Raw genomic sequence first — 25369 nt, 5'->3', positions numbered from 1 at the left:
GGTAAGCGGTAAACAAATTGCCTCAAAAAAACATTGCGTCGAGTCAGGGATTCAGACCAATGTATGCGGCCATGTTAACGCAAATTATATCTGAAACGGCGGTTAAAATATTGGACACCACCGGTTACGCCGGGGCCGGCTTCCTGATGGGGTTGGAAAGCATGATCGCGCCCGTGCCGAGCGAAGCAGTGATGCCCTTTGTGGGGTTCCAAGTGGCGGATGGAAAATGGGTGCTCTGGATCGCCATTGCCGTCACCAGCGCAGGCTCGCTCGTTGGGTCCCTGTTGTCCTATCTCATGGGGTATTATGGCGGGAAACCGGTCGTCTTGAAAGTGGGTAAATACCTGCTGCTCAACCAGCATGACTTGGAATGGACCGAACAATTTTTCCACAAACGCCAGGGGACTTGGACGATTTTTCTCAGCCGCTTTATTCCCGTCGTGCGACATTTCATCTCCATCCCTGCCGGCATGGGCAAGATGCCGATTGTGCCGTTCATGCTGGTATCCGTGATTGGCGCCACCATTTGGAACAGTTTTCTGTTGTGGTGCGGGATGCGGTTGCGTGACAACTGGAAAGTGGTGCAAAAGTATTCGCACCAGGCCGACATTGTGATCGTGCTCGGGCTGGTTGCCGCAGTCGCCTGGTGGGTCATGAAGCGCCGCAAAGAGGCCCGGCAAATACTCGGGGCCTAAACCCGATTCACGCCGCGTAGCCGCCCCTGTAAATGCGGGGCACGCGATAGCTGATATTGGTTAGCACCTCCCAAGGGATGCTGCCAGTCCAATGCGCCAGCTCCGTGGCGGTGATGACTTCGCGGCCTTGCTGACCGATCAACACCACTTCATCGCCACTGGCAATTTTCGGCAGATGACTGGCATCCACCACCATTTGATCCATCGTCACCCGGCCCAACACCCGGCATCGTTTGCCGCCGACCAACACTTCCGCACGGTTGCTGCCCGCCCGCATATAACCATCGCCATAGCCGGCGGATACCGTGGCAACCCGCATTTTCTTGGGAGCGGTAAAGGTGTGTCCGTAACTGATCGTAGCGCCCGGCAACACGGTTTTGACCAGGCTCACGCGCGACTTCCAAGCCAAAGCGGGACTAAGATGCTTTTGCAAGACCGAAGAAACCCGGCGGTTCCCTGGCGGCAAAATGCCATACACCAACAACCCGGGCCGCACCACTGTAAATATGGTTTCCGGCTCATGCAACAACGCGCCACTGTTGGCAGCATGTATCCAGGGAATGGTAATGCCCGCCGTTTCCAGCGTGCGCAACACGTCGCCAAACACATCGCGCTGACGCTCGGAAAATTCCAGATCATCCTCGGCGGCGCAAAAGTGCGTCATGAGCCCGACCAATCGCAGGCCGGCCATGCGGGTAATGCGGGTGGCCAGTTCCAACGCATTGCCAGGCGCAATTCCCAAACGGCCCATGCCGGTATCCACCTTCAGGTGAACCTCCACCGTGCGTTTTAATTTGCGGGCGGCCAGCGCAAACCGGTGGGCTTCCTCGAGGGACGAAATGGTGGGCATGACGCCATCCTTGACGGCCAGTTCCGTCTCTTGAGGCAGACAGGAACCAAGCATTAAAATGGGCCAGCCAGCCCCCACCTCGCGCACATGCCGAGCCTCAACCAGGTTGGCGACCCCAAAGACATCCGTGCCGCTTTGCATCAGCAGCGCGGCGATCTGGCGTAACCCATGCCCATAGGCATCCGCCTTCACGACGGTGATGATCTTGACGCCCGTACCCACTCGATGTCGCAGCCACGCCAGGTTACCACGTAACGCGTTTAAATCCACTTCCGCCCAACTCCGATAAATCGCATCCATACTATTTTACCCAATCACGCGCAACGGCGGCGCTTTCACAAAGTCCGTCTGCCGTAAATAAATGGGTTTCAACTCCTCTCCGGTAATAAAGTCGGTGCGCCCCGCCGCCAATTGGGCCAACGTCACCGCGTTGGGATAAACCGCCTGGGTACCAGGAATGATATCCGCCACTTCCGGCCCCAGCACCAACCGCCCCGCCGCATGACGCTGTTTTAATTCCTCCAGACTCGCCAGATGCAACGGTTCCACCTCGCGATATTCCCCTTTTAATAAGGCGTAACTGGCCAGATAAAACTCACCCCGCTGGGCGTCCACCGCGAAATCCACCAGCCCTTCCCTACCCTTCTGAGCGGCCATGAGGACCATGCACTCCACGCTGCTGATGCCGAGGATTTTGACGGGCAGGGCAATACTCCAGCCCTGCGCGAACGAGATACCCAAGCGGATGCCGGTATAACTGCCCGGGCCAATTCCAATGGCCACGCACTCCACCGCCTCGCGCTCGAACCCTGCCTCCCGCAGCACCTGCTCCACGAGTCCAAGCGTGTGCGCGGATTTACCGCCCGTTTCACGGGCTGACGCCGCCGCCCCAGTGTTGGCATCCAACACCGCCACGCTGCGCACGTCCGAGGAAAGTTCAAGCGCCAATATCTTCATAACAAATCTTCCGCACCCCTTCTTCCAAAACCTCGAGACGCACCCGGCGCAAATTAAAACGCGCGGTCCACGCCGAGTCGGCCCACCATTTTTCGATCCACTCCACCACCACCAGCCCGGTGGGCCGGGTCAAATACGTCTCGAGCCCGGCCCCGATGACGTCCTCACGGGAATTCAGGCGATACAGGTCCAGGTGATGCATCGGCAACCGCCCACCAGTATATTCATTGATTAACGCAAACGTGGGCGAGTGGACCCGGGCTGGCGAACCAAGCCCACGCGCCAGGCCGCGCACCAACTGCGTCTTCCCCGCCCCCAAGTCACCGCTCAAACCGATCAATATCGGTGAGGCGATAGCCTGCCCCCAACGTTCACCCAGAGCGACGGTGTCGGCGACACTATGCGAAATGAGTGTATCCATGAGCTTGTAATTCCATCACTCCGCGATGGTTCCGAATTTTTAAACCGGGCCCGGTGGTGATTTTTCCGATGCAACTCAGCTTCAATCCCGGAAAAGCCACCTTCCAGGCGTCACAGAGCGGCACCGCATGTTTGGATGGCAGGGTGAACAGCAATTCAAAATCCTCCCCATCCGACAATGCCGCACTCAGCGCAGTTTTGGCGCCCGGGTGCTGCCGGGTTTGCAATTTTGCGGCCCGGCTGATCGGAATAGCCGGGGCCAGCAGTTCTGCCCCCACCTGGCTGCCGTTAAGAATGTGCCGCAAATCTCCCGCCAATCCGTCGCTGAGATCAATCATGGCGTGAATGGAAAAGTGCTCCTTTAGCCAGCGCGCCTCCGCCAGGCGCGGCTCAAATTCCAAATGCTTTCCCGCCAGTGAACCGCCCAGTTCGCCCGTCACCATGATGGCATCGCCCGGCTTGGCGGTAGAACGTAACAATGCCCCGCCCTTTTCCACCGTGCCGAGCAGCGCCACCGATACCAACAGCCGTTCCGGATTGGTCGTGGTCTCGCCGCCAACAATGGCGACTTGGTACTTTTCCGCCAATGCCGACATGCCCGCGTAAAGCTCACCGAGATAAGCCGAATCATACGTTGTCGGCAGCGCGAGAGTGATGACCGCGTGTTTCGGCACACCGCCCATGGCCGCCACATCGCTGAGACAACGCGCCAACGCTTTATACCCCACCTTCCGCGCCGGGGTAGCGGGAGTAAAATGAATCCCCTCCACCACCGCGTCGGTCTTGAGCAACAGCCAGGCATCGGGCAACCCCAGGTCCACCACGGCACAATCATCCCCCGGCCCGGTCACCACGGAAGCAGTGGCGGGCAGTGAACGCGTCAACTGCGCAATGAGTTCAAATTCATTCATGTCATGGTCGGAAAATACCGGTGTAAGAGCTGCTTTAACTCCGCCATGTATAACAGCGTGGCCAGATTCGCGGCATTGAACAGGGAGTGCAACAGCACCGGTGCCAAAAGATTATCCGTTACCTCGTACAGCCACGTCAATACCATCGCCAGCATGAAAAGCGGAGGCAGCGTCATCAGGTTTCCGTGAATGGCCGCAAAGAGCAGCGTCGTGCTCCAGATCGCCATCCTGGGATAGCCCATGCGCTTGACGGCGTGGTACAAGATGCCGCGGAAAAAGATTTCCTCCACCAGCGGCGCGAGCACCATGGTGGAAAGACACATGAAGGCCACCTCCATGGGTGCCTGGCGGGTCTGCATGATCTGCACCCCCATTTGGAGCTGGGGTTTACCCGATAACGCCTCAATGAGCCTGCTGGAAACCTGCCCCAGCCCCCAAGCCAATGGCAGCACGACGATGAACGCCGCCAACGCCAGACCGGCACAGCGCAGCAGGCTGCCATTCTTCATGCCAAATGCCTCGACTGCGGAACATTGGTTGAGATAGAGAAACCCTACAATGAGCAACAGCCCCGATCCTTGAAAGAAGACCGTGCTGACCACAAACCCCAGGAACCGCTGGCTCTCACTGGCGTTGCTCATGCCACCCGGGACCAGCCATTGCATGAGCAGTGAGCCAAAAAAAATACAGCCGAACAGCCCGGCGAGCAACGCCGGGACCGTCTCCACTTTCCATGGTCGTTCCGTCAACACAACGTGGAAGCATACGCCCTCAACCCCGAACACAAAAGCCAAAACGCGGCCAAATTGGCGCTTTATACGAAAAACGCATTGACTTATTGCCGCAGGATCCTAAATCTGCCATGCATATCTTATGCCACGAAAATTAAGTGCCATCGCCCCCGATTGGTGGGATTACACCACCCTCGATTCGGAACTCATTGACGCCGCCGCCCGCCTGACGCCGCGTGATCTGGAACGGCTTTCCCGCCCCGGCTTCAAGGTCGTATTATACGACACCCTTGAAGATTTTTACCTAGCGGAGGCACTCGAATACATTGAAGCGTGGCGGCGGAGTTCGGACGATAATCCAATCGGTATTTGCGGTCCCATCGGCCCGACCGAACAACTGCCGTTGGTCGCCCGTCTTGTCAATGCTTTGGGTTTGAATATCCGATCCGGCCATTTCTGGGGCATGGACGAGTGGTTTGACCCAGCCACGGGACGCGAGGTGCCGGTCACCCATCCGCTGTCCTTTGAGAAATGCGACCGCGACCTGTGCTTTAACCAGATGGATAAGAAGCTGCGCCCGCCCGATGCGCATCTTCACTTTCCCAAGGCGGATACTGCGCCCTACTGTCAAAGCTGGGCGGCAGGGGTGCGTTGCGCGGTGATGCAAGGTGGCCAGGGGGATGTGAAACACTGGGCGTTCAACGATCCGTTTCCGCGCAAAGGTAAATACAAAGACGCCCCGCCTTCGCCCGAGGAATTTCGCAAACTGGCCACCCGGGTGGTTACCCTGCACCCGCTCACGATCGCCCAAAACGCCCGCACCAGCGGCGGCGGCAACATCTCCAGGATACCCACCATGGCCATCAGTGTCGGACCGTTGGAAACCTGGCAGGCTGAAAAAGTAAGCATCTGGCAAGCCGGAAGCCATGACAACCCGTTTGGTCAACGCCTCACCGCATACATGATCTCCAAACGTTTGGTGGACTCTTGCGTGCCAATGTCCGTGCTGGCGGATCATCCCAACGTGCAGTTCAATTATTATCGCGGAGGACTGGGCACCTGCGCCGTGGAAATGCATTAACACTCCCTGTTTTCGCCAGATAAAATACTGATTATGCTTGTGCCCGGGCTCGCCACGGTTAATCGTTACGCGATTCTGGTCGCCTTGAATGCGTTGGGCGGGTGTAACCGCCGGGCTGTGCCGTTATGTCGTTTATCTCGTGGCAATATGCGCTGTTCTTAACAGCGGTGGTTGGTTTGTACTGGCAGTTGCCGGGGCGGGCTCGGGTACTGCTGATACTGGCCGCCAGTTACTTTTTTTACGGCGTCTGGGATGTCCGGTTTCTGGCCTTGCTGCTTACTTCCACCACGATAGATTACTTCTGCGGCCTGGCAATGGTGCGCCAGCGGCTACCCAACTGGCGGGTATTTCTCACCGCCTCACTCCCCGTGGGCTGGCTGGCGGGTTGCACGCTGGCCGTTGGCAACCAAGGCGCCGTCGCGGCGTGGATATTGGGAGCATCCGCCGTGTTTCCCTTCCTCTTTACCTTGCTGTATCATGTATTATGGCGGCAACCGGAAACCAACCAGCGCAAGGCCTTTTTGGTACTCAGTATTCTCACCAACCTGGTGGTGCTGGGTTTCTTCAAATACTTCAATTTTTTCGCCGCCAATGTTTTGGAATTATGCGGTTGGCTGGGATGGCAACCCGGCTGGGTGCTGCCGCACATTATTCTGCCGGTGGCGATTTCCTTCTACACGTTTCAATCCATTGCGTATTCTGTGGATATCTACCGGGGCAAGGCCGAGCCGGTCCGGGATTTTTTTACGTTCGCCGCCTATCTTTCCTTTTTCCCGCAGCTCGTCTCCGGCCCGATTGAACGTCCCAATGACCTGGTGCCGCAATTCGTGAAACCCAATGCGTTCGACCTCGCCAGCTTTCATCGCGGATTGCGTCTGATTTTGGTGGGGTTGTTCAAAAAAGTTTTTGTGGCGGATAATTGCGCCCTGCTGGCCAATTATGTCTTTACGCCCAACACCGCGTTAAACGCGCCCTGGGCGCTGCTGGGGGTGGTGGCGTTTGCCTTCCAAATTTACTGCGATTTCTCCGGGTACGTGGATATTGCCCGCGGCTCGGCGCGCCTGCTCGGTTTTCATTTAAACATGAATTTCCGGTTTCCCTATTTTGCTCGCGGACCATCCGACTTCTGGCAACGGTGGCATATCACTCTGTCGTCGTGGTTTCGCGATTATGTCTATATTCCACTTGGGGGCAACCGGCTGGGCGAATGGGTGACGCTGCGCAACCTGTGGATCACCATGTTGCTGGCCGGGCTCTGGCATGGCGCGAGCTGGCTGTTCGTGCTGTGGGGTGCCTACCACGCGCTGTTGCTGTCGCTCTACCGTTTGATCCCCCCCCTGCAACGCCTGGAAAGTTCCAGCGAAGGTGCCACCTGGCGGGTGCCACTGAGCATGAGCGTGATGTTTCTCTTTACCTTGGTGGGTTGGGCGTTATTCCGCTGCCAGGATATGGGCGTCCTGCTGGCGTGGTGCCGGGCGCTCACGCACTGGAGCACCAGCGGGGTATTGCCGGCGTTGAAACCATTCTATTGGTTGTTGCTGCATGTGCTGCCACTCCTGGCATTGCAAGCTGCCACTTGGAAGTCGCGCGATGAGGTCGAAGTCGCGCATTGGTACTGGGGCGTGCGCGGTATCGTCTATGCGTTGTTGTTCATGGCGGTGTCGGCCTCGGTTTCCAGCGACGTGGAATTCCTCTACTTCAAGTTTTAACCCGCATGAAATCCTGGATCACCAAATCCTTTCTGGTAGCGCTGGCGCTGTTGCTGACCAGTGAGTTCATCACCCGCGTGTTATTTGCGGAACGGATGTCAGGCCGTTTTGAATACGGGTATCACCCTACGGCGGGATTCGTGGAAAAAATCGGGACTTTATACCTTGTCAAATCTGGCGGACGCCGATTTTTTGATCAGAAACTAAGCATTCAACGCCCGACTGAGACATTTCGCGCCTTTGTCATCGGAGATTCGGTGGCGCGCGGCGGCAACCCCGAGGCGTGCTACGGTGGTCAACTTGCCAAAGAACTGCGACTGCGCGGCTTCCAAGCGGAATCGGCTAATATGGCGCTGCCGGGCTACGGGGGGCATCGCAAATTGGTCGTGCTGCGTCAGGCGCTGAATTATCAGCCCAGCCTGGTGATCCTGCACGTTGGCAACTCCAATGAGTACGAAGATGAGCGCGAATATAAACGCAGCGAGGAATTTAAAACGTGGCATCCCAAAAACTGGCTTATGAAGATTCAAGTGGTGCGCCGGTTATACGAGGTGAAAACAGAAAAGGTGTATTGGCGCTGGTTACCCCAGGCCATCCGTAATCAGCGGCTTGCCTCCGACAAGGACGCCGAGGTGGCGGCCTCCATCAATCCAGAGAAGCTCAAGCAATGGGATGAACGGGTAAAACGCTTTACCAGTGAAAGTGTCGCCCTAGCCCGTGAAAAGCATGTTCCCATTCTATTGGTGAGCCAGGCGACGCGCCTCAAACGTCCGGATGGCACTGCGTATTTGGATGACCAAGGCATGGACCAACTGGCTAATTCCCTGGTCGGTGATGGCGTTTATCATCTCTCCATGAAGGAGGCTCTCATACGAGCGGGGATGACGAATGACTTTATGGACAGTGCCCATATGAATCCTCCGGCACATACAGCAATGGGCAAAGCCATTGCCGACCTGGTGCAGGAAAAACAATTGGTGCCGGCCAAGTGACCCTGATCTCATGCCACCAACGGTGGTCGCAATTATAATGCGTTTTGCATGGACTTGCAGGCGGCCAGCCATTATTAATCCTTTCACGCAAACACATGAAATACACGCATTTATCGCTCTTGACAGTACTGGCCCTTTGTCTTGGCACGGGAAAGCTGGCCGCGGCTGATCCAGTCAACCCCACGCCAACTGTATCCAGCATGCGCTCAAGCCTGTTGGGCAACCCCACTAATAATACTGCGGTTGCCACGAACACCGCAGCCAACAGCAATCTGGCGACCACTAATGCCCCGGGAATGTACACAGCGGGCGGCTGGGGCAAAAAGCTCAAGCAGGGTGGTAACACGGCCATCATTCAAATCCTGATTTCCATGTTCGGCGCGGGTTTCATCTTTGAGCGGTTCAGCCGGTGCCGGCGCAAACACATCGTGCCGGAAGGTCTATCAGACCGCGCGCGCGAACTGTGGAAAGCGGGCAAATATGCCGAGCTGGAAGCCTTGGGTGAAAAGGAACCCAGCATCTTGGCGCGGGGCATCTCGTTCGTGGTCCGGCACCGGCAAAATTCAGCGGCGGACGTCTCCGCCTTGGCCGGCGAGTTTGTGTCGCGGGAACTTTCCTTGCATCATCAAAAGGCGTATCCGCTGGGAGTCGTGGCCACGCTGGAACCGTTGCTGGGATTGCTGGGGATGATCCTGGGCATGATTGAAACCTTTGAAACCGTGGCGCTGGCCGGGTCGCTGGGCGATCCCACTGCGCTGGCCTCCGGCATTGCCGAAGCACTGGTGACGACCGGCTTGGGACTGGCGACCGCCATCCCCTTCCTGGCACTCTACCATTATTTCAAGAGCAAGACCAACGGCTTCGCCACCATTCTGGAAGAAGAGATGACGGACCTGATCACCGAATGGCTGATGACCAAGGAAAAGGAGGGGAAGAATGCGCGTTAAAAAGCAGGAGGAGGAAGCGTTTGAAATCATGCTGATCCCGATGATTGACTGCATGTTGGTCATCATCATTTTCTTCCTCGTCGCCACCACTCTGAAGAACACCGAGCGCGAGCTGCCCCTGCAACTGCCGGAGTCCGCCGCTGCCGTCGGCGTGCAGCAGGCGCCGGAAACCATGGTCATCGGGGTGAACAAGGAAGGCCGCGCATTCCTGGGGACCGATACGCACGTCGAGCCGGTGGACCAACAGGCTTTGCACCAACGGATTCGCGAGGCAGCTTCGGCCAATCCCGCCCAGCGCGTGCGCATTGACTGCGATCGTGATACCCGCTTCGAAGACTTTGTGCATATCGTGGATTTGTGCCAGTTTGAGGGATTGAAGAACATTGGCATTCATACCCGACGCAACCCCAGCGATCCCAAATAACAAATCCCATGAGCGCCCCGCAAACCAACCAACCTGGCACCAATGCCCGCCGCCGTCCGCAATCGCGACCGGTCTATTGGCTGTGGTCCATCGGCTTTCACACCATCGTGCTGGGGTGGCTCATCTTTTTCTCGCCGGTGCGGATCATTGACTTGCAGGCGCGCAAAGCGCAGTTCACGGCCAGTAATTCCAAGATCACTGAAGTCATGGATTACGTGCGGGAACACCAGGCCGATTTGTTAAAGTCGCGCGTGGAAGAGTTGCTGAGTCTCCAGCAGGAATTGAGCAATCTGGAGACTCGCAAGACCGCTGAATTCAGCACGTTCATGCAGGACTTCTCAAAGACTGGCGGAGATAAAATCCAGGAAGCACAGGCGGCAGCGCAGAAAGCCATCGCTGCGGCGCTGGCGGATCAGAAGGCGGCCAAGGCCGCGTTGGCCGAAGCCCACAAAACCGGGGACACCAACGCTTGGGCCCACGCCTCCGCCGCGCAAAAACAGGCGCAGGAAGCCCAGTGGAAGGCGTTGCAAAACATGGATCGCGCGTTGCAGGCAATGGTTTTGGCCGGTGGGGCGATGGATTCCGCGCGCCAGGCACAGAACGCCGCCAATGAACTGCAAGGCCAGGCGGACAAGACCCAAACCGATGCGAGTGATTCCCGGGATAACAGCCAGAGTGCCTCCCGCGATCGTGAGCATCGCAAGGAACCAGTTGCTAAAGCCGAAGCCTCCCTGGCAGCCACACAGGCGGAATCGGAAGATGCCAAGGCGCGCGTCGTAACCAATAAGACCGATGCAGCCCAAGCCCAGGCGGATTTCGAGCAAGCCAAAGCTGCCAGCGACGAAGCCAAGAAGGCGACCGAAACCAAAGGCATGACCAAAGAGGAAACCAAGGTCGCTCGTGCCAAATACGATCAAGCGAACCGCGTGACGCTAATGGCACAACGCAAAGCCGTCGAATCGGCCAGCAAATTGAAGTCCGCCGAGCGCAAAGTGGAGTCATCCGTCCAGAAAATCGAACAGGCCAAAAAACGGCTCGAACAAACCCAGCAGGAACTACAAAAGGCGGAAGAAAAAGCCGAAGCCGCGAACAAGACCGCCGCTGAATTGCAGGCGCTGGCCCACGAGTTGGAAACTAAAGTGCAGCTCGCCCAAACCAAAGCGCAGCAGGCGACCGCCGCCGCACAGGCCGCCATGCGGCAGACGAACGCTCTGGCGTCCATGACACTGACCAATGCGGCGGCCTTAGCCGCTCTGAGCAACCTCAACAATCTGGATCTCGCCGCGTTGTATCAGACGGCGGTGCAGACCGAATCCAGCATGACCGAAGTTTACCGGGAAGTCCGCGCCACGGACCTCGCCATGATCCGGCAGATTCCGTTGGAGAAAGCCAGGAAGCTCACCGATGTCGCCAAGACGGTGCGCCCGGATCTGGCGAATCAACTGCGCCAAAAGGTGCAGCAAGGCGAGGAAGTCAACGCCATGCGCGAGACCGTGCAAACGGCCGCCAACGAAATCAATTCCATGGTGAACGCCGCGTACACAATGCTGGCGACGGCCAAGGGCATTGACCAATCCGGATCCGCCAGCGCCCAGGGGGCCAGCATTTCACTGGAAGCCATTCAGGCGCGCGCCGATCAGGAGCAAACCATGGAGCAACTGGCGGCGGAGGATTCCACCGCCCGGGCCAAGGACTTGACGGGCGCCATGCGGGGCGCGGCCAAGGGCGCAACGGCAGCCGGAGGGGGCAACGACGGCGGCGGGGGCGCTGCTGCGAAAGCCGCCAACGATGAACCAAGCGGCGGCAGAAATCGGCTGCTTGAGCCGCCCATGGTGCCCAAGAATTTGCAGGCCATCCCCTCGCGCAAGGTGACCGGCTTCGGTCAGCCGAACCGCTGGGTTTACGTGGATAGCTGGTACCTCATCGGGCCGTGGGATAACGCCGGCCGCGTCAATATTGAGACCAAATTCCCGCCGGAAACCGTCGTGGACCTCGACGCCGCGTATGTCGGCAAGGATAATCAGCAGGTTCGCTGGCAATTCCATCAGGCGTCCGAACCGCGCATCTTCCCGCCTTTTGAAAAGTTCCATCCCGAGCATTTGTTGCCGACCGCGTCGAAGAGCGCGCATACGCATGATTTGGAATACATCATTTACTACGCCTACACCGAACTGTACTTCGACCAGCCGCGCGATCTCTGGATCGCGGTCGGCAGCGACGATTATTCCAAGCTGTGGATCGAGGATCAACTGGTCTGGGCCAGCGGCAAGCAGCAGAAACAATGGCGCCCGGATGAGGGCTTGCGCCGCGTGCATTTCAAGCAGGGGGTGAACCGCGTGCTGTTCCGCGTCGAAAATGGGTGGAACGTGACGATGTTTTCCCTGTGCCTGTGCATGGGCGAGAAGTGAGTTTTGCTCCGGGCCGCGCCCGCCGCCGCCATCGGTTCACCTCAGGCCGTTGGCGAAGCGTAGCTCGCCAATTCCTGAATCGCCCGCAGAACGATCCCCGTATCCATCGTGTGTACCTCGATCCCCTGCCCTATCCCTGCCAATAACGTGATCGTCAGGCGTCCGCCCAGGTGTTCCCGAAATTCCTCCAGCCCGTTGAGGATGCGATGGCGGCCTTGCGCGTCGGTTTGCTGCAATTCCTCCGCAAACAGCGCAAAGCCCAGCGCGCGCAACAGCGCCAGCACGCGCTCCGCCGCGCCGCGTTCCAACAGGCTGATGTGACTCGCGTACAAGGTATCCAGCGCGATACCGATGGCCACCGCCTCGCCGTGCCGCAGGCGGTACTGCGACAATTGCTCCAGTTGATGCGCCGCCCAATGCCCGAAGTCCAACGGCCGTGCCGAACCCATCTCGAAGGGATCGCCGCTGCCGGCAATGTGCTGCAAGTGCAGCGCCGCGCAGCGCTCCACCAACCACGCCATAGCGGACGGTTCGCACCGGCGCAGCTCCGCCGCCCGCTGCTCCAGCGCTTCGAAAAAGGCGCGATCCCGAATGCAGGCGACCTTGACGGCTTCCGAATACCCGGCGCGCTTGTCGCGCTCGGGCAAGGTCTCCAGAAAATCGAAATCGTTGATCACCGCGGCGGGCGGCGCGAAGGTGCCGAGAAAATTCTTTTTGCCAAAGGCGTTGATGCCGTTCTTGACGCCCACTCCGGAATCCGCCTGGCTCAGCGTCGTCGTCGGCAGCCGCACTAGGCGCACGCCGCGATGCGCCGTTGCGGCGGCGTACCCCACCAGATCCAGCAGCGCCCCGCCGCCCAGGCAGAGGATGCAACTGTGCCGATCCAAATGATGCCGGTCCACCAACGCGTGCAACGTGGCCAAATGGTCGCTTTCCACCTTGATCGCTTCCCCGCCCGGCAGCGTTACCGGCGGGCAAACCAATTGAATGCCAGGCACGGCGGTGAAATACACTTCGATCTCCGCCGTCAGTGTGGGACGGGCCGCCGCGAGGGCCGCATCCAGGCAAACCAGCGTCTTGCCGGTTTCGCCCGAGAACAGCTCCAGCAACACGTCGCGCAACAAGGCATTGCCCGGCGCAAACACCTGGCGTGTGAAGCACACCTGGTGACGCCATTGCACGGTTATGAGTTGTTCCATCCGGGTCATATTCGCCGCCGCCAAGGTGCCGCAGCCACCGTGGCCCGGCAAGTTTAATCCATGATTTCCCGGAGACGGGATGCGCGCCCCAATTCCAACGAAATCCGTACCAAATTACATATCTCCTTGTTTGGCGCGGCGGTAAGGAGTAACCTTACCAAAGAATTGCCAACGGGAACCGAATGGGTTGCCGGTGGGTGGGTGTGGGAACGATGTTGGAAACCGTTTTGCCCGTCCCCCCCATCCCGCGAGGGATGGCATAGAGTAGCAAACTCACCCTCTTTGGAGGGGGAAGGCGATGGCCTGATATTCATAACTGGCTGCGGCGGGGAGCGTATCCTCATACGTGGCGGTGCCGTTGGCGGCCGCGATCCCCTCCGCCACGGGTGAAAAGTCCGTCTCGCCCAGCAAACGACCTTCCTAACCTTCAGAAGCCCATTGTTGCCATACAAACGACCTTCCTAAGCTTAAAAACATCATCCTTGCCATACAGATGACCTTCTTAAGCTTGAAAAGCCCATCCTTGCCGCACGGATGACCTTCTTAAGCTTAAAATGCCCATCCTTGCCATACGGATGACCTTCTTAACCTTAAAAAGCCCATCCTTGCCATGCGGATGACCTTCTTAACCTTAAAAAGCCCATCCTTGCCACACGGATGACCTTCTTAACCTTAAAAAGCCAATTCACACCGCACGGATGACCTTTTTAAGCTTCTGAACCTGATGTGAATTTGCATTATAGGTGTCGCACCGCCCTTCCATTTTGGCATATGAGGTTTATTGACGTGCCTAACCGAATACTGCCGCCAACCCCGGATTATACCCCGTTCCGCCATTCAGACTTTGCTCTGGGGTGCGGTGCGGGATAGCCGTGACCTGTCCATTGACGCAACCACTTTCAGGGTTGCCCGGTCACGTTTGATGGCGTACCCAAGGTGGAATTGGCCCCCACTCCCCCTGCCAATTCGACCTTGGGCTCCGGTGACGCAATCCATACTGGATTGTCCGAGGCCGGTTTGGGAAATCCTGAAAGGATTTCGGCACCGGAGCCTGGGGTTGCGAGGCACGAGCTACCCCAGGAACACCGCCACCCGCGCCCCACAACACTGTAAGTGTTGCGGCCTCGGGCTTGTGAAATCCTGCCCCAGTGGAAGTAGATATTTTCGCATTGACCCGAGGGGCCTTTTTAGGGATGGTCGGCACCATGCTAACAAACTGCAAAACGAAAACAACGAACGAAACGTTCGTTCAATAATACTGTTAGGCATCATGCGTATGCGCTACTTCGCTCTAATCGCCATCATAGCTATCTTCGTCGGTTCAGGATGCAAAGACGCACGTCGCGGGCAGTCGAACGCGAACGAAGCTCCCGTCCCCGACGGTAATGTTATTCTCTTGAGGCGCAGCAATGAGGTGGCTGCTGTCATTCTCCACAATCAAAGAACCAAACCAGAACAGATGGATTTCTCCTGGTATTATCGCGCTGACGGTCGAGGCGCATTTTCTCCAGGCGATTCAGCCGTCTCCACGGGGACTGTCTCGAACGCCAGCAAGATTTCGTTTGCGACCTTCTCGACTGAGTGGTCAATCAATAAAAATGGGATGGGTTGGGTCTATTTTTCCGCTGGCCCGACCGAGTTCGGCAAGACGGCAGACTACGTCATGTGCGTGACTACCGAAACGAATGTGACGGTGATTGATGCAACGGCAGGGAAATGGAAGTATAGAGGCCGTCCCGGCGTGAACATGCGAGCTCTGATAGAATCGCAAATCAAGAAATGATGCCTAACCAATCGCTGCAGCCAACGCCGGATGGCGTTGTCAGTTCCGCATTCGCGGGCCACGCCACTAGTCCGGCATAAACGGGGTCAATCAATAACAAAGCCACGAGCCTTTTCGCATTGAACCAGCATGAAGCACCTTTTCGATGCCGCAATCCATACTGGATTGTCTGAAAGGGTAACCCATCATCCCGCAGGGGCTGTGGCCATCCGCCCAAGGTTGGTTTGCGCTGGGGGATAGCGGCCTGCAATCGAAATTTTACGTTCATCTTTTCCGCCGATTCCTGGTGCATTGCCCCAGCAGGTTGTGGTAAGTTGCACTCACAATAAAATGAGTATTAAAGATACCAACGCCACGATGGCCGTGTTTCTCGATCTGGAAAACATTGCGCTCGGCGCTCTGGACGCCCATTACCCGCTGTTCAACATTCAAAAGGTGCTGGAACGCCTGTTGCTCAAGGGGCATATCGTCGTCAAGAAGGCGTACTGCGATTTCGACCGCTACAAGGCGTTCAAGCGGGACCTGCACGAGGCCGCCTTTGAACTCATCGAAATACCGCACCTGCGGCAGTCGGGTAAAAACTCGGCGGACATCCGCATGGTCGTGGATGCGCTCGACCTCTGCTATACCAAGAGCCACGTGGATACCTTTGTCATCATCAGCGGTGACTCGGACTTTTCGCCGTTGGTCAGCAAACTGCGGGAGAATGCCAAGACGGTGATTGGCGTAGGCGTCAAAAACTCCACCTCCGATCTATTCATCACGAACTGTGATGAATTTATCTATTACGATGATCTGGTGCGCGCTTTGGTCGCGAAGCAGCGCCGCCGTACCACCAGCAGCACCGCCAGCGCCACCGCCAGCGCCAGTGCGAACACGGCAGCCGCTCCCGCGCGGGTGGCGGAAGGCGATGTGAAAGGACCAGACCTGGTCAAGGCCCTCGAAGAAGTGCTGGAAACCTTGGAAGCCGTGGCCGGTGAACGGGGCGAAGATGGCCGGGTCTGGGGCTCCATGATCAAGCAGACGCATAAACGGCGCAACCCCGGATTCAATGAACGCGCCTATGGGTTCCGCTCCTTCAATGACCTGCTCTTAGAGGCGCAAAGGCGCGGCCTGCTGAAGCTGGAAGCGGATGAAAAATCCGGCGGCTACATTGTGCGGACGGCGGAATGACGGGCGGCAATCTACTTTGATTACGCCGGCGCGATCGCCACACACTGGTAGAGAATCCGGCCACCCGGATACGCGGTAATCGCCGTCACAAAGATTTGACGCCCGGCGACCGCAAACGGCGGGTTGCCAGCCAGGCGTTGGGCCAATCCGGTTTCCTTCTCCACCGCGCTCGCAAACTCAGCGTCCTGGGCGAGGGCGAAGATTCCATTGGGTGGCGCCACCAGCACGGAAAAGGTGGCGACCCGGGCAGCGGTGCGCGATGTGGGCGCAGCCATTTCAGACACCGGCGTCAACATGGGAAGTTCAACCGTCTGCGCGTGCTTGACCTCCAACTTGATCATCCGCGCCATGGACTCCGGCCCCGTTTCCCCCAGCACTTCACTCACCCAGTCCAGCAACAGGTTGCGAACCACATTCAAGTCTTCCGCATGAGCAATCGGCCCCATGCCACCGGTTTTCTTGATGGCTTTGACGAGACTGCTGATTTCCTTGAGATAGACGTTCTTTTGCGCGCCCGGAATGTAATACATGAACACCAAATGCACATGTTCATTGTCCGACGCACCGTATTCAATCCCGGCCTTGGTCCAACCGATGGCGCAGAACAGCTCGCCCTCCTCGCGTTTCGCACGGATATGCGGCACCGCCACGCCTTGCCCAATGCCGGTATTATACTCCTGCTCCCGGCGTTGAATTTCCTCGATGGCATCGGTGCCGACTTCGATATTGGGGTTGGCGTCCAAAATGCGGGCCAGGAATTCCAAGGCTGAAACCTTGTTCAAGTCGGGAAGTTCAAACAGGCGGCCATCCTGCAAGGCGGTTAAAATACTACGCATAATCAATCAGCTCCAAAACGACGGATAAACCACATCTTCATCCCGTGGGTGAGCACGCAATAAATGAGGAGGAACCCCGCCAGCCAGGCAAAAAACACCGCCGGCAACGGAGTAAAGCCAAGGAATTTTGCCAATGGCGAGAAGGGCAGCCACAACCCAATCGCCATGATGGCCAGCGTGGTGAACAGCATCGGGAGGCTGGCGCGGCTCTGGATAAAGGGGATCCGTTGCGTCCGGATAATATGCACGATCAGGGTTTGCGTGAGCAACGACTCCACAAACCAGCCAGTGTGGAAGAGCTGTTCCAGATATTGATCCGCTCCGGATAACCCAGGCAAGCGATACGCGTTGCAGCCAAAAAAGAACAGCATCAGGAAGAACGTGGCATAGTCAAAAATGGAACTCATCGGGCCGATGAAAAACATGAAATTCCGGATGCTGCGAATGTTCCACTTGCGGGGCTTGTTCAAGTATTCTTCATCCACGTTATCGAGCGGAATGGCTACCTGAGAACAGTCATAGAGCAGATTATTCACGAGCACTTGGATCGGGGCCATCGGCAGGAACGGCAGGAAATACGCGCCGCCCACCACGCTGAACATGTTTCCGAAGTTGGAACTCGCACCCATCTTGATGTATTTGATGATATTCCCGAAGACCTTGCGGCCCTCAATAATGCCATCCTCCAGCACCAGCAGGCTTTTCTCCAGCAAGATGATATCTGCAGACTCCTTGGCCACATCCACAGCCGTATCCACGGAGATGCCCACGTCCGCCGCCTTCATCGCCAGCACATCATTGATGCCGTCACCCATGAACCCAACCACGTGGCCTTGGGCGCGAAGGACCTTGATCACTTTTTCCTTCTGGTCCGGCGTGAGCCGCGCCAACACGTTGGCTTCCTCCACCATCCGGCCAAAGGACGCTTCATCCAGCGCGGCCAACTGCGGTCCAGTGACAATCCGCGTGATGGGCATCGCGACGTCATTGCAGACCTTCTTGGTCACCAATTCATTGTCGCCCGTGAGAATTTTGACGGCGACGCCGGAACGGGTGAGCGCCTCAATGGCCTTGGCGGAAGAATCCTTGGCCGGATCAAAAAATGCGATATACCCCAGCAGCACCAATTCCGACTCATCCGCCACGGAAAACGTCTGTTTGGAACGATCAAATTCACGGTAGGCGATGGCCAGCACCCGGTACCCTTCGGCGCTTAGGCTCCGGTATTCATCCATGAGATCATCGCGGATAAGTTTGATCAGCGGATTGATTTCATCGTCCACCTGATAATTATCGCAAACGGCGGAAATCTCCTCGACCGCCCCTTTGCAAATCAGCACGTGCCGCCCCTCGTAATCAATCACCACCGACATGCGGCGACGTTTGAAATCGAACGGAATTTCATCCACCTTTCGGCAGTTGCGCTCCACATCGAGATCAGAATACGCCAACACGGCACGATCCAACAAATTGCGCAAACCGGTCTGATAAAAACTGTTCATGTATGCGTAACGCAGCACATCATCGCTCGATCGGTTCGTGACATCCACATGCCGCATCAGGACGACATGATCCTGGGTGAGCGTGCCGGTTTTATCAGTGCAAAGCACATCCATCGCCCCGAAGTTCTGGATGGCGTGGAGATGCTTTACGATCACCTTTTTGCGCGCCATGAGGATCGCACCTTTGGACAGGCAGACGGTAATGATCATCGGCAACATCTCCGGCGTGAGGCCGACCGCAACGGACAAAGCAAACAGCAGCGCTTCAGCCCAGTTGCCTTTGGTCAGGCCAACGATGAGAAACGTCAGCGACACCATCACTACCATGAAGCGAATCATCAGCCAGGTGAAATCGCGTACGCCTTTATCAAAACTGGTGGGTTCGCGTCGGGCCAACATCTTCTCCGCCAGCGCGCCAAAGTACGTGCGCGCACCCGTGGCCAGCACGATTCCGCGCGCGGAACCGCTCAGCACGTTGCTGCCCATGAAACACGCATTGGTAAACTCAAACGGGGCCCGCCCCGCCGGCTGATTGGCGTCCGCACCTTTCTCCACCGGCATGGATTCCCCGGTCAGCGCCGACTGCGACACAAAAAAATCCTTCGCCGAAAGAATTCGCAGATCGGCCGGGATCAAACTCCCTGCCGCCAGCACCACAATGTCACCGGGGACAATCTCCTCCAACGCCACATCCACTTCTTTGCCATCGCGCAGCACCGTCACCGTAATTTTAACCAGCTTTTGCAGTTTTTCCACGGCGCGCGTGGACCGGGCCTCTTGGATATATGAGAGGACCACACTCAGGAACACCATGGCCCCGACCACCACCGTAGAGCGCAGGTCGCCCATGATATAGGATACGGTGGCGATGATGAGCAATTGGATGACCAGCGGATTGCGGCAGCGATGCAGCAGATCGCGCAGTACCGTTTGCCGGGAACCTGCCGCCACCGTGTTGGGACCAACCGCTTCAAGAATCGTGGCGGCGGCTGCCGATGACAATCCGTTGGCAGTGGTACTCAATTGAGTGAGCAGCTCTGCCTCTGCGATTGTGAATTGGGTCGGTTTGGCCGGCATCAGACCTGATGAGACTCCTTAAAAACACGCTCTTCAGCAAGCAAATTCAACGGCAAACCAATCTTTTGTGCGCTGCCTTTTTTCTAGGCATCCGGAAAAATGATATCTATCCTGTCCCCATGTTAAGCCTGCGTCATCTCCGTACCGTGGTTGGCAGCATACTGCTCGCCCTGCCCTTCCTTTGCTTTGCCGCACCACCTAACCTGGTGTTTTTGTTTCCGGACGAATGGCGGGCGCAGGCGTTTGGCTATGCCGGTGATCCCAATGTTCACACCCCTCACCTCGATCAACTGCAAAAGGAAAGTGTGCATTGCGTCAACGCGGTGTCCGCTGTCCCGGTTTGCTGTCCCATGCGCGCGACACTCCTCACCGGCCAGCGACCCCTCACGCATGGCGTGTTTATGAACGATGTGCCGCTTAATCCCGAGGCAGTCACGCTTGGCAAAGTCTTCAAACAGGCGGGATACGCCACTGCCTACATCGGCAAATGGCACGTGGATGGTCATGGCCGCTCGAACTTCATCCCCAAAGAACGCCGCCAGGGTTTCGAGTATTGGAAAGTGCTTGAATGCACCCACAACTACAATAAATCCTTCTATTACGCGGATGGTCCGGAAAAGCTGACTTGGGAGGGTTATGACGCCATCGCTCAAACCCGCGACGCCCAGCAGTATTTGAAGGCGAGCGCCAAAATGAACCAACCGTTCCTGCTCGTGCTAAGTTGGGGGCCGCCGCATGACCCGTATCAAACCGCCCCGGAGAAATACCGCGCGATGTACCGCACGGAACAACTCAAGCTACGCCCCAACGTGCCGGAAGAAATGCAGGCCAAAGCCCGCACCAACCTGTTGGGCTATTACTCGCATTGCACCGCCTTGGATGATTGCGTCGGTGATATTTGGAGTACGCTCAAGGAATTGGGCCTGGAAGAAAACACCATCCTGGTGTTCACCTCAGATCATGGCGACCTGCTGCAATCCCACGCCCAAAGCTTCAAGCAACAGCCCTACGACGAATCCATCCGCGTGCCGTTATTGATTCATTGGCCAAAAGCGCTGGGCCGCCAGTTGAAACAACTCGACGCGCCCGTCAATTCCGAGGACCTTATGCCCACCCTGCTGGGACTCTGCGGCCTGGCCATCCCGAAGACCGTCGAGGGACTCGATTACAGCGGCTATGTGCGCGGCGGGAAAAATCCGGGCGACAACGCGGCGCTGATCTCCTGCGTGGCCCCGTTCGGACAATGGAACCGCAACAAAGGCGGTGTGGAATATCGCGGCATTCGCACCACCTGCTATACCTATGTTCGCAATCTGGATGGCCCCTGGCTATTGTTCGACAACGAACTTGACCCGTATCAGTTAAAGAACCTGGTAAACCTGCCGGAACAAACCGCGCTCCAAGCCCAATTGGAAGCCACCCTCCAGCGCAAACTGCGCGAAACCAAAGACGATTTCCGTCCCGGTGATGATTACATCAAGCAATGGAAGTATCCCCTGGATCGCACCGGCACCGTGCCCTACGCCCCGTAGCCGCTGCCGTAAGGAACCGACCGTGCGATGGTGCTTCAAATGCTAATTTCGCTGATCGAACCAAGCTTCTCACTTACTCAAGCCGCGTTCACTGGTACGCGCAAAATGCACCAAATGCTGAATTTCCGGCAACGGCGGCAGTTCTTTCTCAATTTTTTCCAGTGCGTTGGAAACGGTGAGCCCGTCGCGAAAGATGATTTTGTACGCGAGCTTCAGCGCATTACGGGCTTCCTCGGAAACACCATTACGTTCCAAGCCAATTTTGTTAATGGTGCGGGTCTCCCCCGGATTGCCATCCACCAGCATGAAAGGCGGAACGTCCTGCACAACCTTGGAGCAGCCGCCGATGATGGACATCTTGCCAATGCGGCAGAACTGATGCACCGCCGCAAAGCCGCCCATGACCACATGATCCTCCACGGTGACATGCCCCGCGAGCGAGGCCAGGTTGGACATGATGATCCGGTTGCCCAGGACGACATTATGCGCCAGATGGCAATAGGCGAGAATATGATTATGAGACCCCACCACGGTGATTTCCCCATCACTGGTGGCGCTGTGGATGGTCACGTATTCCCGAAAGGTGTTATGGTCCCCAATCTGGGTGCGGGTGATGCCGCCCTTCCATTTAAGATCCTGGGTCTTGAGGCCGATGCTGGCAAATGGGAAGATTTCATTGTGCTTGCCCAGCACAGTGTGCCCGTCAATGACGACATGGGAATGGAGATGGCAGCCATCGCCAAGTTCGACATGCTCCCCGATGATGCAATAGGGGCCAATAAGGCAATCCGCGCCTACCTTGGCGTGGGGATGAATAATAGCGGTGGGATGAATCATGTTTAAATAGGCAGGTTAACGATCAATCAGCATAAAGGTGACATCCGCTTCGCTGACCGCTTCGCCGTCCACCAGGCAGGTCCCCTTGGCTTTACCGATTTTACCGCGCGCCTTGGTCAGTTCAACGTCAATGGTGAGGATATCGCCGGGGCGGACAGGTTTGCGCCATTTGACGTTTTCCGCCGCCATGAAGTAGGCGAGCTTGCCGGCGTTATCGGCAGTGCGCATCATCAGGATGCCAGCCACTTGCGCCATGGCTTCCAGTTGGAGCACGCCGGGCATGATGGGGTGGCCGGGGAAATGCCCTTCAAAGTAAAGCTCGCCAATGCTGACGTTCTTGACGCCTACCACCCGGTTTCCCTCGATTTTAATGATTTTATCCACCATCAGGAAAGGATACCGGTGCGGTAAAATTTGCATCACCTGGATGACATCCAGCGTCGCGCCATCCTTGACAAGTGCATGCGGTGAACCGGGGTTCTTTTCGGCGGGCGCTGACTCTTTGTCTTTCTTGGGGGCCGGAGCAGGTTTTTCCGGTTCCGCAGGCGGAGGGGGGGGCGCAAAGGTCTGGGCAGCCACCATGGGTTTGAGCATTTGAGTCTGGATGACCTTGGCCAATTCGCAATTGACCTTGTGGCTGGGCTTGACGGCAATGATGTGCGCATGCACGGCACGGCCCACCAGGGAAAGATCGCCGAGAATATCGAGAATTTTGTGGCGTACAAATTCCTCGTTGTAACGCATCGGCTCATTGGTCAGCACGGCATCCTCGCGGATGATTACGGCATTTTCCAGGCCGCCGCCCTTGATAAGACCGTTTTTGAAAAGATATTCAATTTCCTCGAAAAAACAGAAGGTGCGCGCGTGGGCAAGTTCCTTTTCCCAAGTCTCGGGGTTAATCTCAATGGAATAATACTGGGTGAAGCGACCCCCTTTATCCGCGCTGGTGCAACTGATCTTGAGACCGTCATGGGGAAAAGCACTCATGACGGTATCCCCCACCGTCAGCTCAATCGGTGCGGAGAGTTTATAAGGTTCCTTGCGCTCGGGTTGGGCAAGGATGCCGGCATCCTTGATCATGCGCACATACACGCGCGCGCTGCCGTCAGCAATGGGCGGTTCACTGGCATCCAATTCCACAATGGCGTTATCCACGCCGCAGCCGGCAAACGCGGCCAGCACATGCTCGACGGTGTGGATTTTGGCATTACCCTTGGAAACCGTAGTGGAGCGGGTAGTGTCCGCCACTTGATCCACTTTGGCCTCAATTTCAGGTTTGCCATCCAAGTCCACCCGGCGAAAACGAATGCCGGAATTGGCGGGTGCCGGCAGAAAGGTCATGCTGACCTTATTGCCGCTGTGCAGCCCGATGCCTGAGAACGATACCGCATTACGGAGCGTTTGCTGTTGCAACATGCGGAGAAATTAAACAAACCAAGGCAGGTTTGGCAATGCCGAACGCAAACGAACCGGTAAATTACCTCATCCCCCGTGCAATTCCCGAGGCTACTGACTAAATGGCATGTCCTCCCGACTGACAATTTTGTTGGCAAAATCAACCGGTCGTCCCTGAAATTCCGGGGCCAGGGTGCTCAGCGGAAACTTGCCCTGACCATCGCCATACTGCGATTTTAATTGACGACCATCCGCCATCGGATCTTTGAACCTTTTCATCCAAGCATAGGTTTCTTCGTCCAATTTCCTTTGGATGACGGCGTAATTGGGATCGTCATAAAAGTTGGTCAGTTGAAACGGGTCCTTCTTTTTATCGTACAGCCGTTGGATAGGTTGCACTTTCATCTGCCATTGACCGGCATCATCACGCACCAGCATTTCAACTTCGCCAACGGCATACGTATATTCCCGAGTGTAAACCCCGCGCCAGTTTGACGGACTGACGAAAAATAACGGCACGGAACTGACCGCATTATCATCGCCTTTGATAATGGCTTGGGAAAGATTCCGGCCCTCACAGGTGCTTGGGATCGGCAACTTCATCAGGCCAAGGATGGTGGGCATGAGATCAAGCGTGCCCATGGGCAACTGACTGACGCTACTCGGGAGTAATTTGGCCGGCCAGCGCATCAGCAACGGCACGCGTACAGCGGTATTTTCCGGCACATCCTTGCACAGGGTATAACCATAGGACATCAGGTTATCACCATGATCTGAGGTAAAAACGACCAGCGTGTTGGTTTGGAGCCCGCGCTCGACGAGTTTATCCATCAGCCAGCCAAACGCCTTGTCCACGCCCGAACTCATCGCATAATAGCCTTGATAAGCGCGCCGCACCCCAGGGGAGTCTTTGACGCTGGGACGCAGTTTAAGCCGGGCGGGATTGTAGAGTCGCATCAACTCCGGTTCAGTATCGTAGTTGCGCACCCCCGGCTCTTCCTTTTGCCAGCCGATATCATGAGGCGGATGAAAGGAAACAAACAACGCAAACGGCTGATTGGACGGGCACTGATCCAAAAACTGCATGGCCTGACGTGCTTGGCCATACACTTCCCATTCTTTGAAGAACACTTTTTCACCCTGCTCATTCCAATAGTACGCCTGGCCAGGACGGTAATCCACATGACAGTTATCGGTGAGAAAAACTTCATCGAAACCATAACGCATGGGACCAGGCGGCACCGGGCGATCCCGGTCGCCACCGAGCAAATGCCATTTGCCGATGTACCCGGTGTGGTACCCGGCAAATTTGAGCACATGCCCAAAATATTCCCCGTTATCCGCCAGCAACGGGATGTCATTGTGAATGGCTCCGTTGCGAAGCGGATGTTGGCCACTGAACAGCATGCCGCGCATAGGGGTACAAACCGGGCACGAAGAGACCCCATGCTCAAACAACGTGCCGTGCGCGGCCAATTTATCGAGTTGCGGCGTCATGACATCCGGGTTGTCGTAGCACCCCAACGCATCCCGCGATTGTTGGTCGGAGAAAACAAATAGTAAATTTGGCTTCCCTGGGTCGCCACCCTTAGCCAGATCTGCGGCCGTGGCAACCAAAATAGAACAGGGGATCAAAACGGCTGCCAGCCATTGAGGAAAACACCGCCAACATGTAACGTACACTTGCATACTTTGCACATTATAGCCAGTTCCCTTCATTTGTTAACATCATTTTTGCATTTTTTGGCTGGCTGTGAACGCGCATTGAAGGGATGGCCCCACCGAAATATCCGCCACTTATCCGAGAAAACCACGAATATACATCATTCGCATGGTTTCATGGTTGGCATGGTTATCCCCAGCAACGGTGTTAATTTTTGCAACTGTTTTCGGTGATTTTTTTATCCGTG

Annotated in this window: 22 protein-coding genes; 10 read left to right on the top strand and 12 right to left on the bottom strand. The window is 56.8% G+C overall.

Going from position 1 to position 25369, the window contains the following annotated elements:
* The first annotated feature begins 71 nt into the window (after window positions 1-71).
* Complete coding sequence (locus tag WCO56_06670) at window positions 72-695, top strand: DedA family protein (GenBank protein MEI7729235.1); 624 nt, start codon at window positions 72-74, stop codon at window positions 693-695.
* Window positions 696-702: 7 nt separating this feature from the next.
* Here WCO56_06670 and alr read toward each other — a convergent pair whose 3' ends face one another.
* Genes alr through WCO56_06645 form a run of 5 tightly spaced genes read right to left on the bottom strand, consistent with a single transcriptional unit; the run spans window position 703 to window position 4585 of the window.
* Window positions 703-1845, bottom strand: coding sequence for an alanine racemase (gene alr / locus WCO56_06665; protein MEI7729234.1), 1143 nt, complete (start codon window positions 1843-1845; stop codon window positions 703-705).
* Between the two features lie 6 nt (window positions 1846-1851).
* Entirely contained in the window at window positions 1852-2502 is a 651-nt protein-coding gene (gene tsaB / locus WCO56_06660) for a tRNA (adenosine(37)-N6)-threonylcarbamoyltransferase complex dimerization subunit type 1 TsaB (protein ID MEI7729233.1), read from the bottom strand.
* Window positions 2483-2923: a tRNA (adenosine(37)-N6)-threonylcarbamoyltransferase complex ATPase subunit type 1 TsaE gene (gene tsaE, locus WCO56_06655; GenBank protein ID MEI7729232.1), complete on the bottom strand. Its 441-nt coding sequence runs from the start codon at window positions 2921-2923 to the stop codon at window positions 2483-2485. The genes tsaB and tsaE overlap by 20 nt, the downstream gene beginning before the upstream one ends.
* The gene (thiL, locus tag WCO56_06650; GenBank protein MEI7729231.1) at window positions 2901-3833 is read right to left on the bottom strand and encodes a thiamine-phosphate kinase; all 933 of its coding nucleotides are present in this window, start codon (window positions 3831-3833) and stop codon (window positions 2901-2903) included. Before thiL ends, tsaE begins: the two co-directional genes overlap by 23 nt.
* Complete coding sequence (locus WCO56_06645) at window positions 3830-4585, bottom strand: type II CAAX endopeptidase family protein (GenBank protein MEI7729230.1); 756 nt, start codon at window positions 4583-4585, stop codon at window positions 3830-3832. Before WCO56_06645 ends, thiL begins: the two co-directional genes overlap by 4 nt.
* Window positions 4586-4706: 121 nt before the next feature.
* Here WCO56_06645 and WCO56_06640 point away from each other — a divergent pair, with 121 nt between their 5' ends.
* The 6 genes from WCO56_06640 to WCO56_06615 all read left to right on the top strand — a co-directional run bounded on the left by WCO56_06640 (window position 4707) and on the right by WCO56_06615 (window position 12125).
* Window positions 4707-5645: a glucosamine-6-phosphate isomerase gene (locus WCO56_06640; protein MEI7729229.1), complete on the top strand. Its 939-nt coding sequence runs from the start codon at window positions 4707-4709 to the stop codon at window positions 5643-5645.
* Between the two features lie 125 nt (window positions 5646-5770).
* Complete coding sequence (locus WCO56_06635) at window positions 5771-7354, top strand: MBOAT family O-acyltransferase (protein MEI7729228.1); 1584 nt, start codon at window positions 5771-5773, stop codon at window positions 7352-7354.
* Window positions 7355-7359: 5 nt separating this feature from the next.
* Entirely contained in the window at window positions 7360-8346 is a 987-nt protein-coding gene (locus WCO56_06630) for an SGNH/GDSL hydrolase family protein (GenBank protein MEI7729227.1), read from the top strand.
* A gap of 95 nt (window positions 8347-8441) precedes the next feature.
* Window positions 8442-9293, top strand: coding sequence for a MotA/TolQ/ExbB proton channel family protein (locus WCO56_06625; protein ID MEI7729226.1), 852 nt, complete (start codon window positions 8442-8444; stop codon window positions 9291-9293).
* Window positions 9283-9717 (top strand): biopolymer transporter ExbD, encoded by a 435-nt coding sequence (locus WCO56_06620; protein MEI7729225.1) that lies wholly within the window; start codon window positions 9283-9285, stop codon window positions 9715-9717. The genes WCO56_06625 and WCO56_06620 overlap by 11 nt, the downstream gene beginning before the upstream one ends.
* 8 nt (window positions 9718-9725) lie before the next feature.
* Window positions 9726-12125 (top strand): hypothetical protein, encoded by a 2400-nt coding sequence (locus tag WCO56_06615; GenBank protein ID MEI7729224.1) that lies wholly within the window; start codon window positions 9726-9728, stop codon window positions 12123-12125.
* Between the two features lie 41 nt (window positions 12126-12166).
* On the opposite strand, the gene WCO56_06610 is transcribed toward WCO56_06615, so the two are convergent.
* On the bottom strand, window positions 12167-13333 hold the full coding sequence (locus tag WCO56_06610; GenBank protein MEI7729223.1) for a 3-dehydroquinate synthase: 1167 nt from the start codon (window positions 13331-13333) through the stop codon (window positions 12167-12169).
* Between the two features lie 264 nt (window positions 13334-13597).
* Entirely contained in the window at window positions 13598-13735 is a 138-nt protein-coding gene (locus tag WCO56_06605; protein ID MEI7729222.1) for a hypothetical protein, read from the bottom strand.
* Between the two features lie 865 nt (window positions 13736-14600).
* On the opposite strand from WCO56_06605, the gene WCO56_06600 reads away from it, so the two are divergent.
* The gene (locus WCO56_06600) at window positions 14601-15107 is read left to right on the top strand and encodes a hypothetical protein (GenBank protein MEI7729221.1); all 507 of its coding nucleotides are present in this window, start codon (window positions 14601-14603) and stop codon (window positions 15105-15107) included.
* 330 nt (window positions 15108-15437) lie between these two features.
* Entirely contained in the window at window positions 15438-16280 is an 843-nt protein-coding gene (locus WCO56_06595) for an NYN domain-containing protein (GenBank protein MEI7729220.1), read from the top strand.
* Between the two features lie 20 nt (window positions 16281-16300).
* Here the strand turns inward: WCO56_06595 and WCO56_06590 are convergent, their stop codons facing one another.
* Both WCO56_06590 and mgtA read right to left on the bottom strand, forming a co-directional pair.
* Window positions 16301-17116: a PTS sugar transporter subunit IIA gene (locus WCO56_06590; protein MEI7729219.1), complete on the bottom strand. Its 816-nt coding sequence runs from the start codon at window positions 17114-17116 to the stop codon at window positions 16301-16303.
* A gap of 2 nt (window positions 17117-17118) precedes the next feature.
* Window positions 17119-19695, bottom strand: a complete 2577-nt coding sequence (gene mgtA, locus WCO56_06585) for a magnesium-translocating P-type ATPase (GenBank protein MEI7729218.1) — start codon at window positions 19693-19695, stop codon at window positions 17119-17121.
* A gap of 8 nt (window positions 19696-19703) precedes the next feature.
* Between mgtA and WCO56_06580 the strand changes: the two genes are divergently transcribed.
* Window positions 19704-21227 carry a sulfatase gene (locus WCO56_06580; protein ID MEI7729217.1) on the top strand — a complete coding sequence of 508 codons (1524 nt, stop codon included), beginning with the start codon at window positions 19704-19706 and terminating at the stop codon, window positions 21225-21227.
* Between the two features lie 69 nt (window positions 21228-21296).
* Here WCO56_06580 and lpxA read toward each other — a convergent pair whose 3' ends face one another.
* The 3 genes from lpxA to WCO56_06565 all read right to left on the bottom strand — a co-directional run bounded on the left by lpxA (window position 21297) and on the right by WCO56_06565 (window position 25148).
* Window positions 21297-22064, bottom strand: coding sequence for an acyl-ACP--UDP-N-acetylglucosamine O-acyltransferase (gene lpxA, locus WCO56_06575; GenBank protein ID MEI7729216.1), 768 nt, complete (start codon window positions 22062-22064; stop codon window positions 21297-21299).
* 15 nt (window positions 22065-22079) lie between these two features.
* Window positions 22080-23480, bottom strand: a complete 1401-nt coding sequence (gene lpxC / locus WCO56_06570; protein MEI7729215.1) for a UDP-3-O-acyl-N-acetylglucosamine deacetylase — start codon at window positions 23478-23480, stop codon at window positions 22080-22082.
* Window positions 23481-23570: 90 nt separating this feature from the next.
* Window positions 23571-25148 carry a sulfatase-like hydrolase/transferase gene (locus tag WCO56_06565; GenBank protein ID MEI7729214.1) on the bottom strand — a complete coding sequence of 526 codons (1578 nt, stop codon included), beginning with the start codon at window positions 25146-25148 and terminating at the stop codon, window positions 23571-23573.
* Window positions 25149-25369 lie beyond the last annotated feature (221 nt).

The sequence above is a fragment of the Verrucomicrobiota bacterium genome (genome assembly GCA_037139415.1).
GTDB lineage: Bacteria > Verrucomicrobiota > Verrucomicrobiia > Limisphaerales > Fontisphaeraceae > JBAXGN01.
The sequence above is the reverse complement of the archived record's forward strand: the minus strand, read 5'-3'. Positions and strand labels throughout refer to the sequence as shown.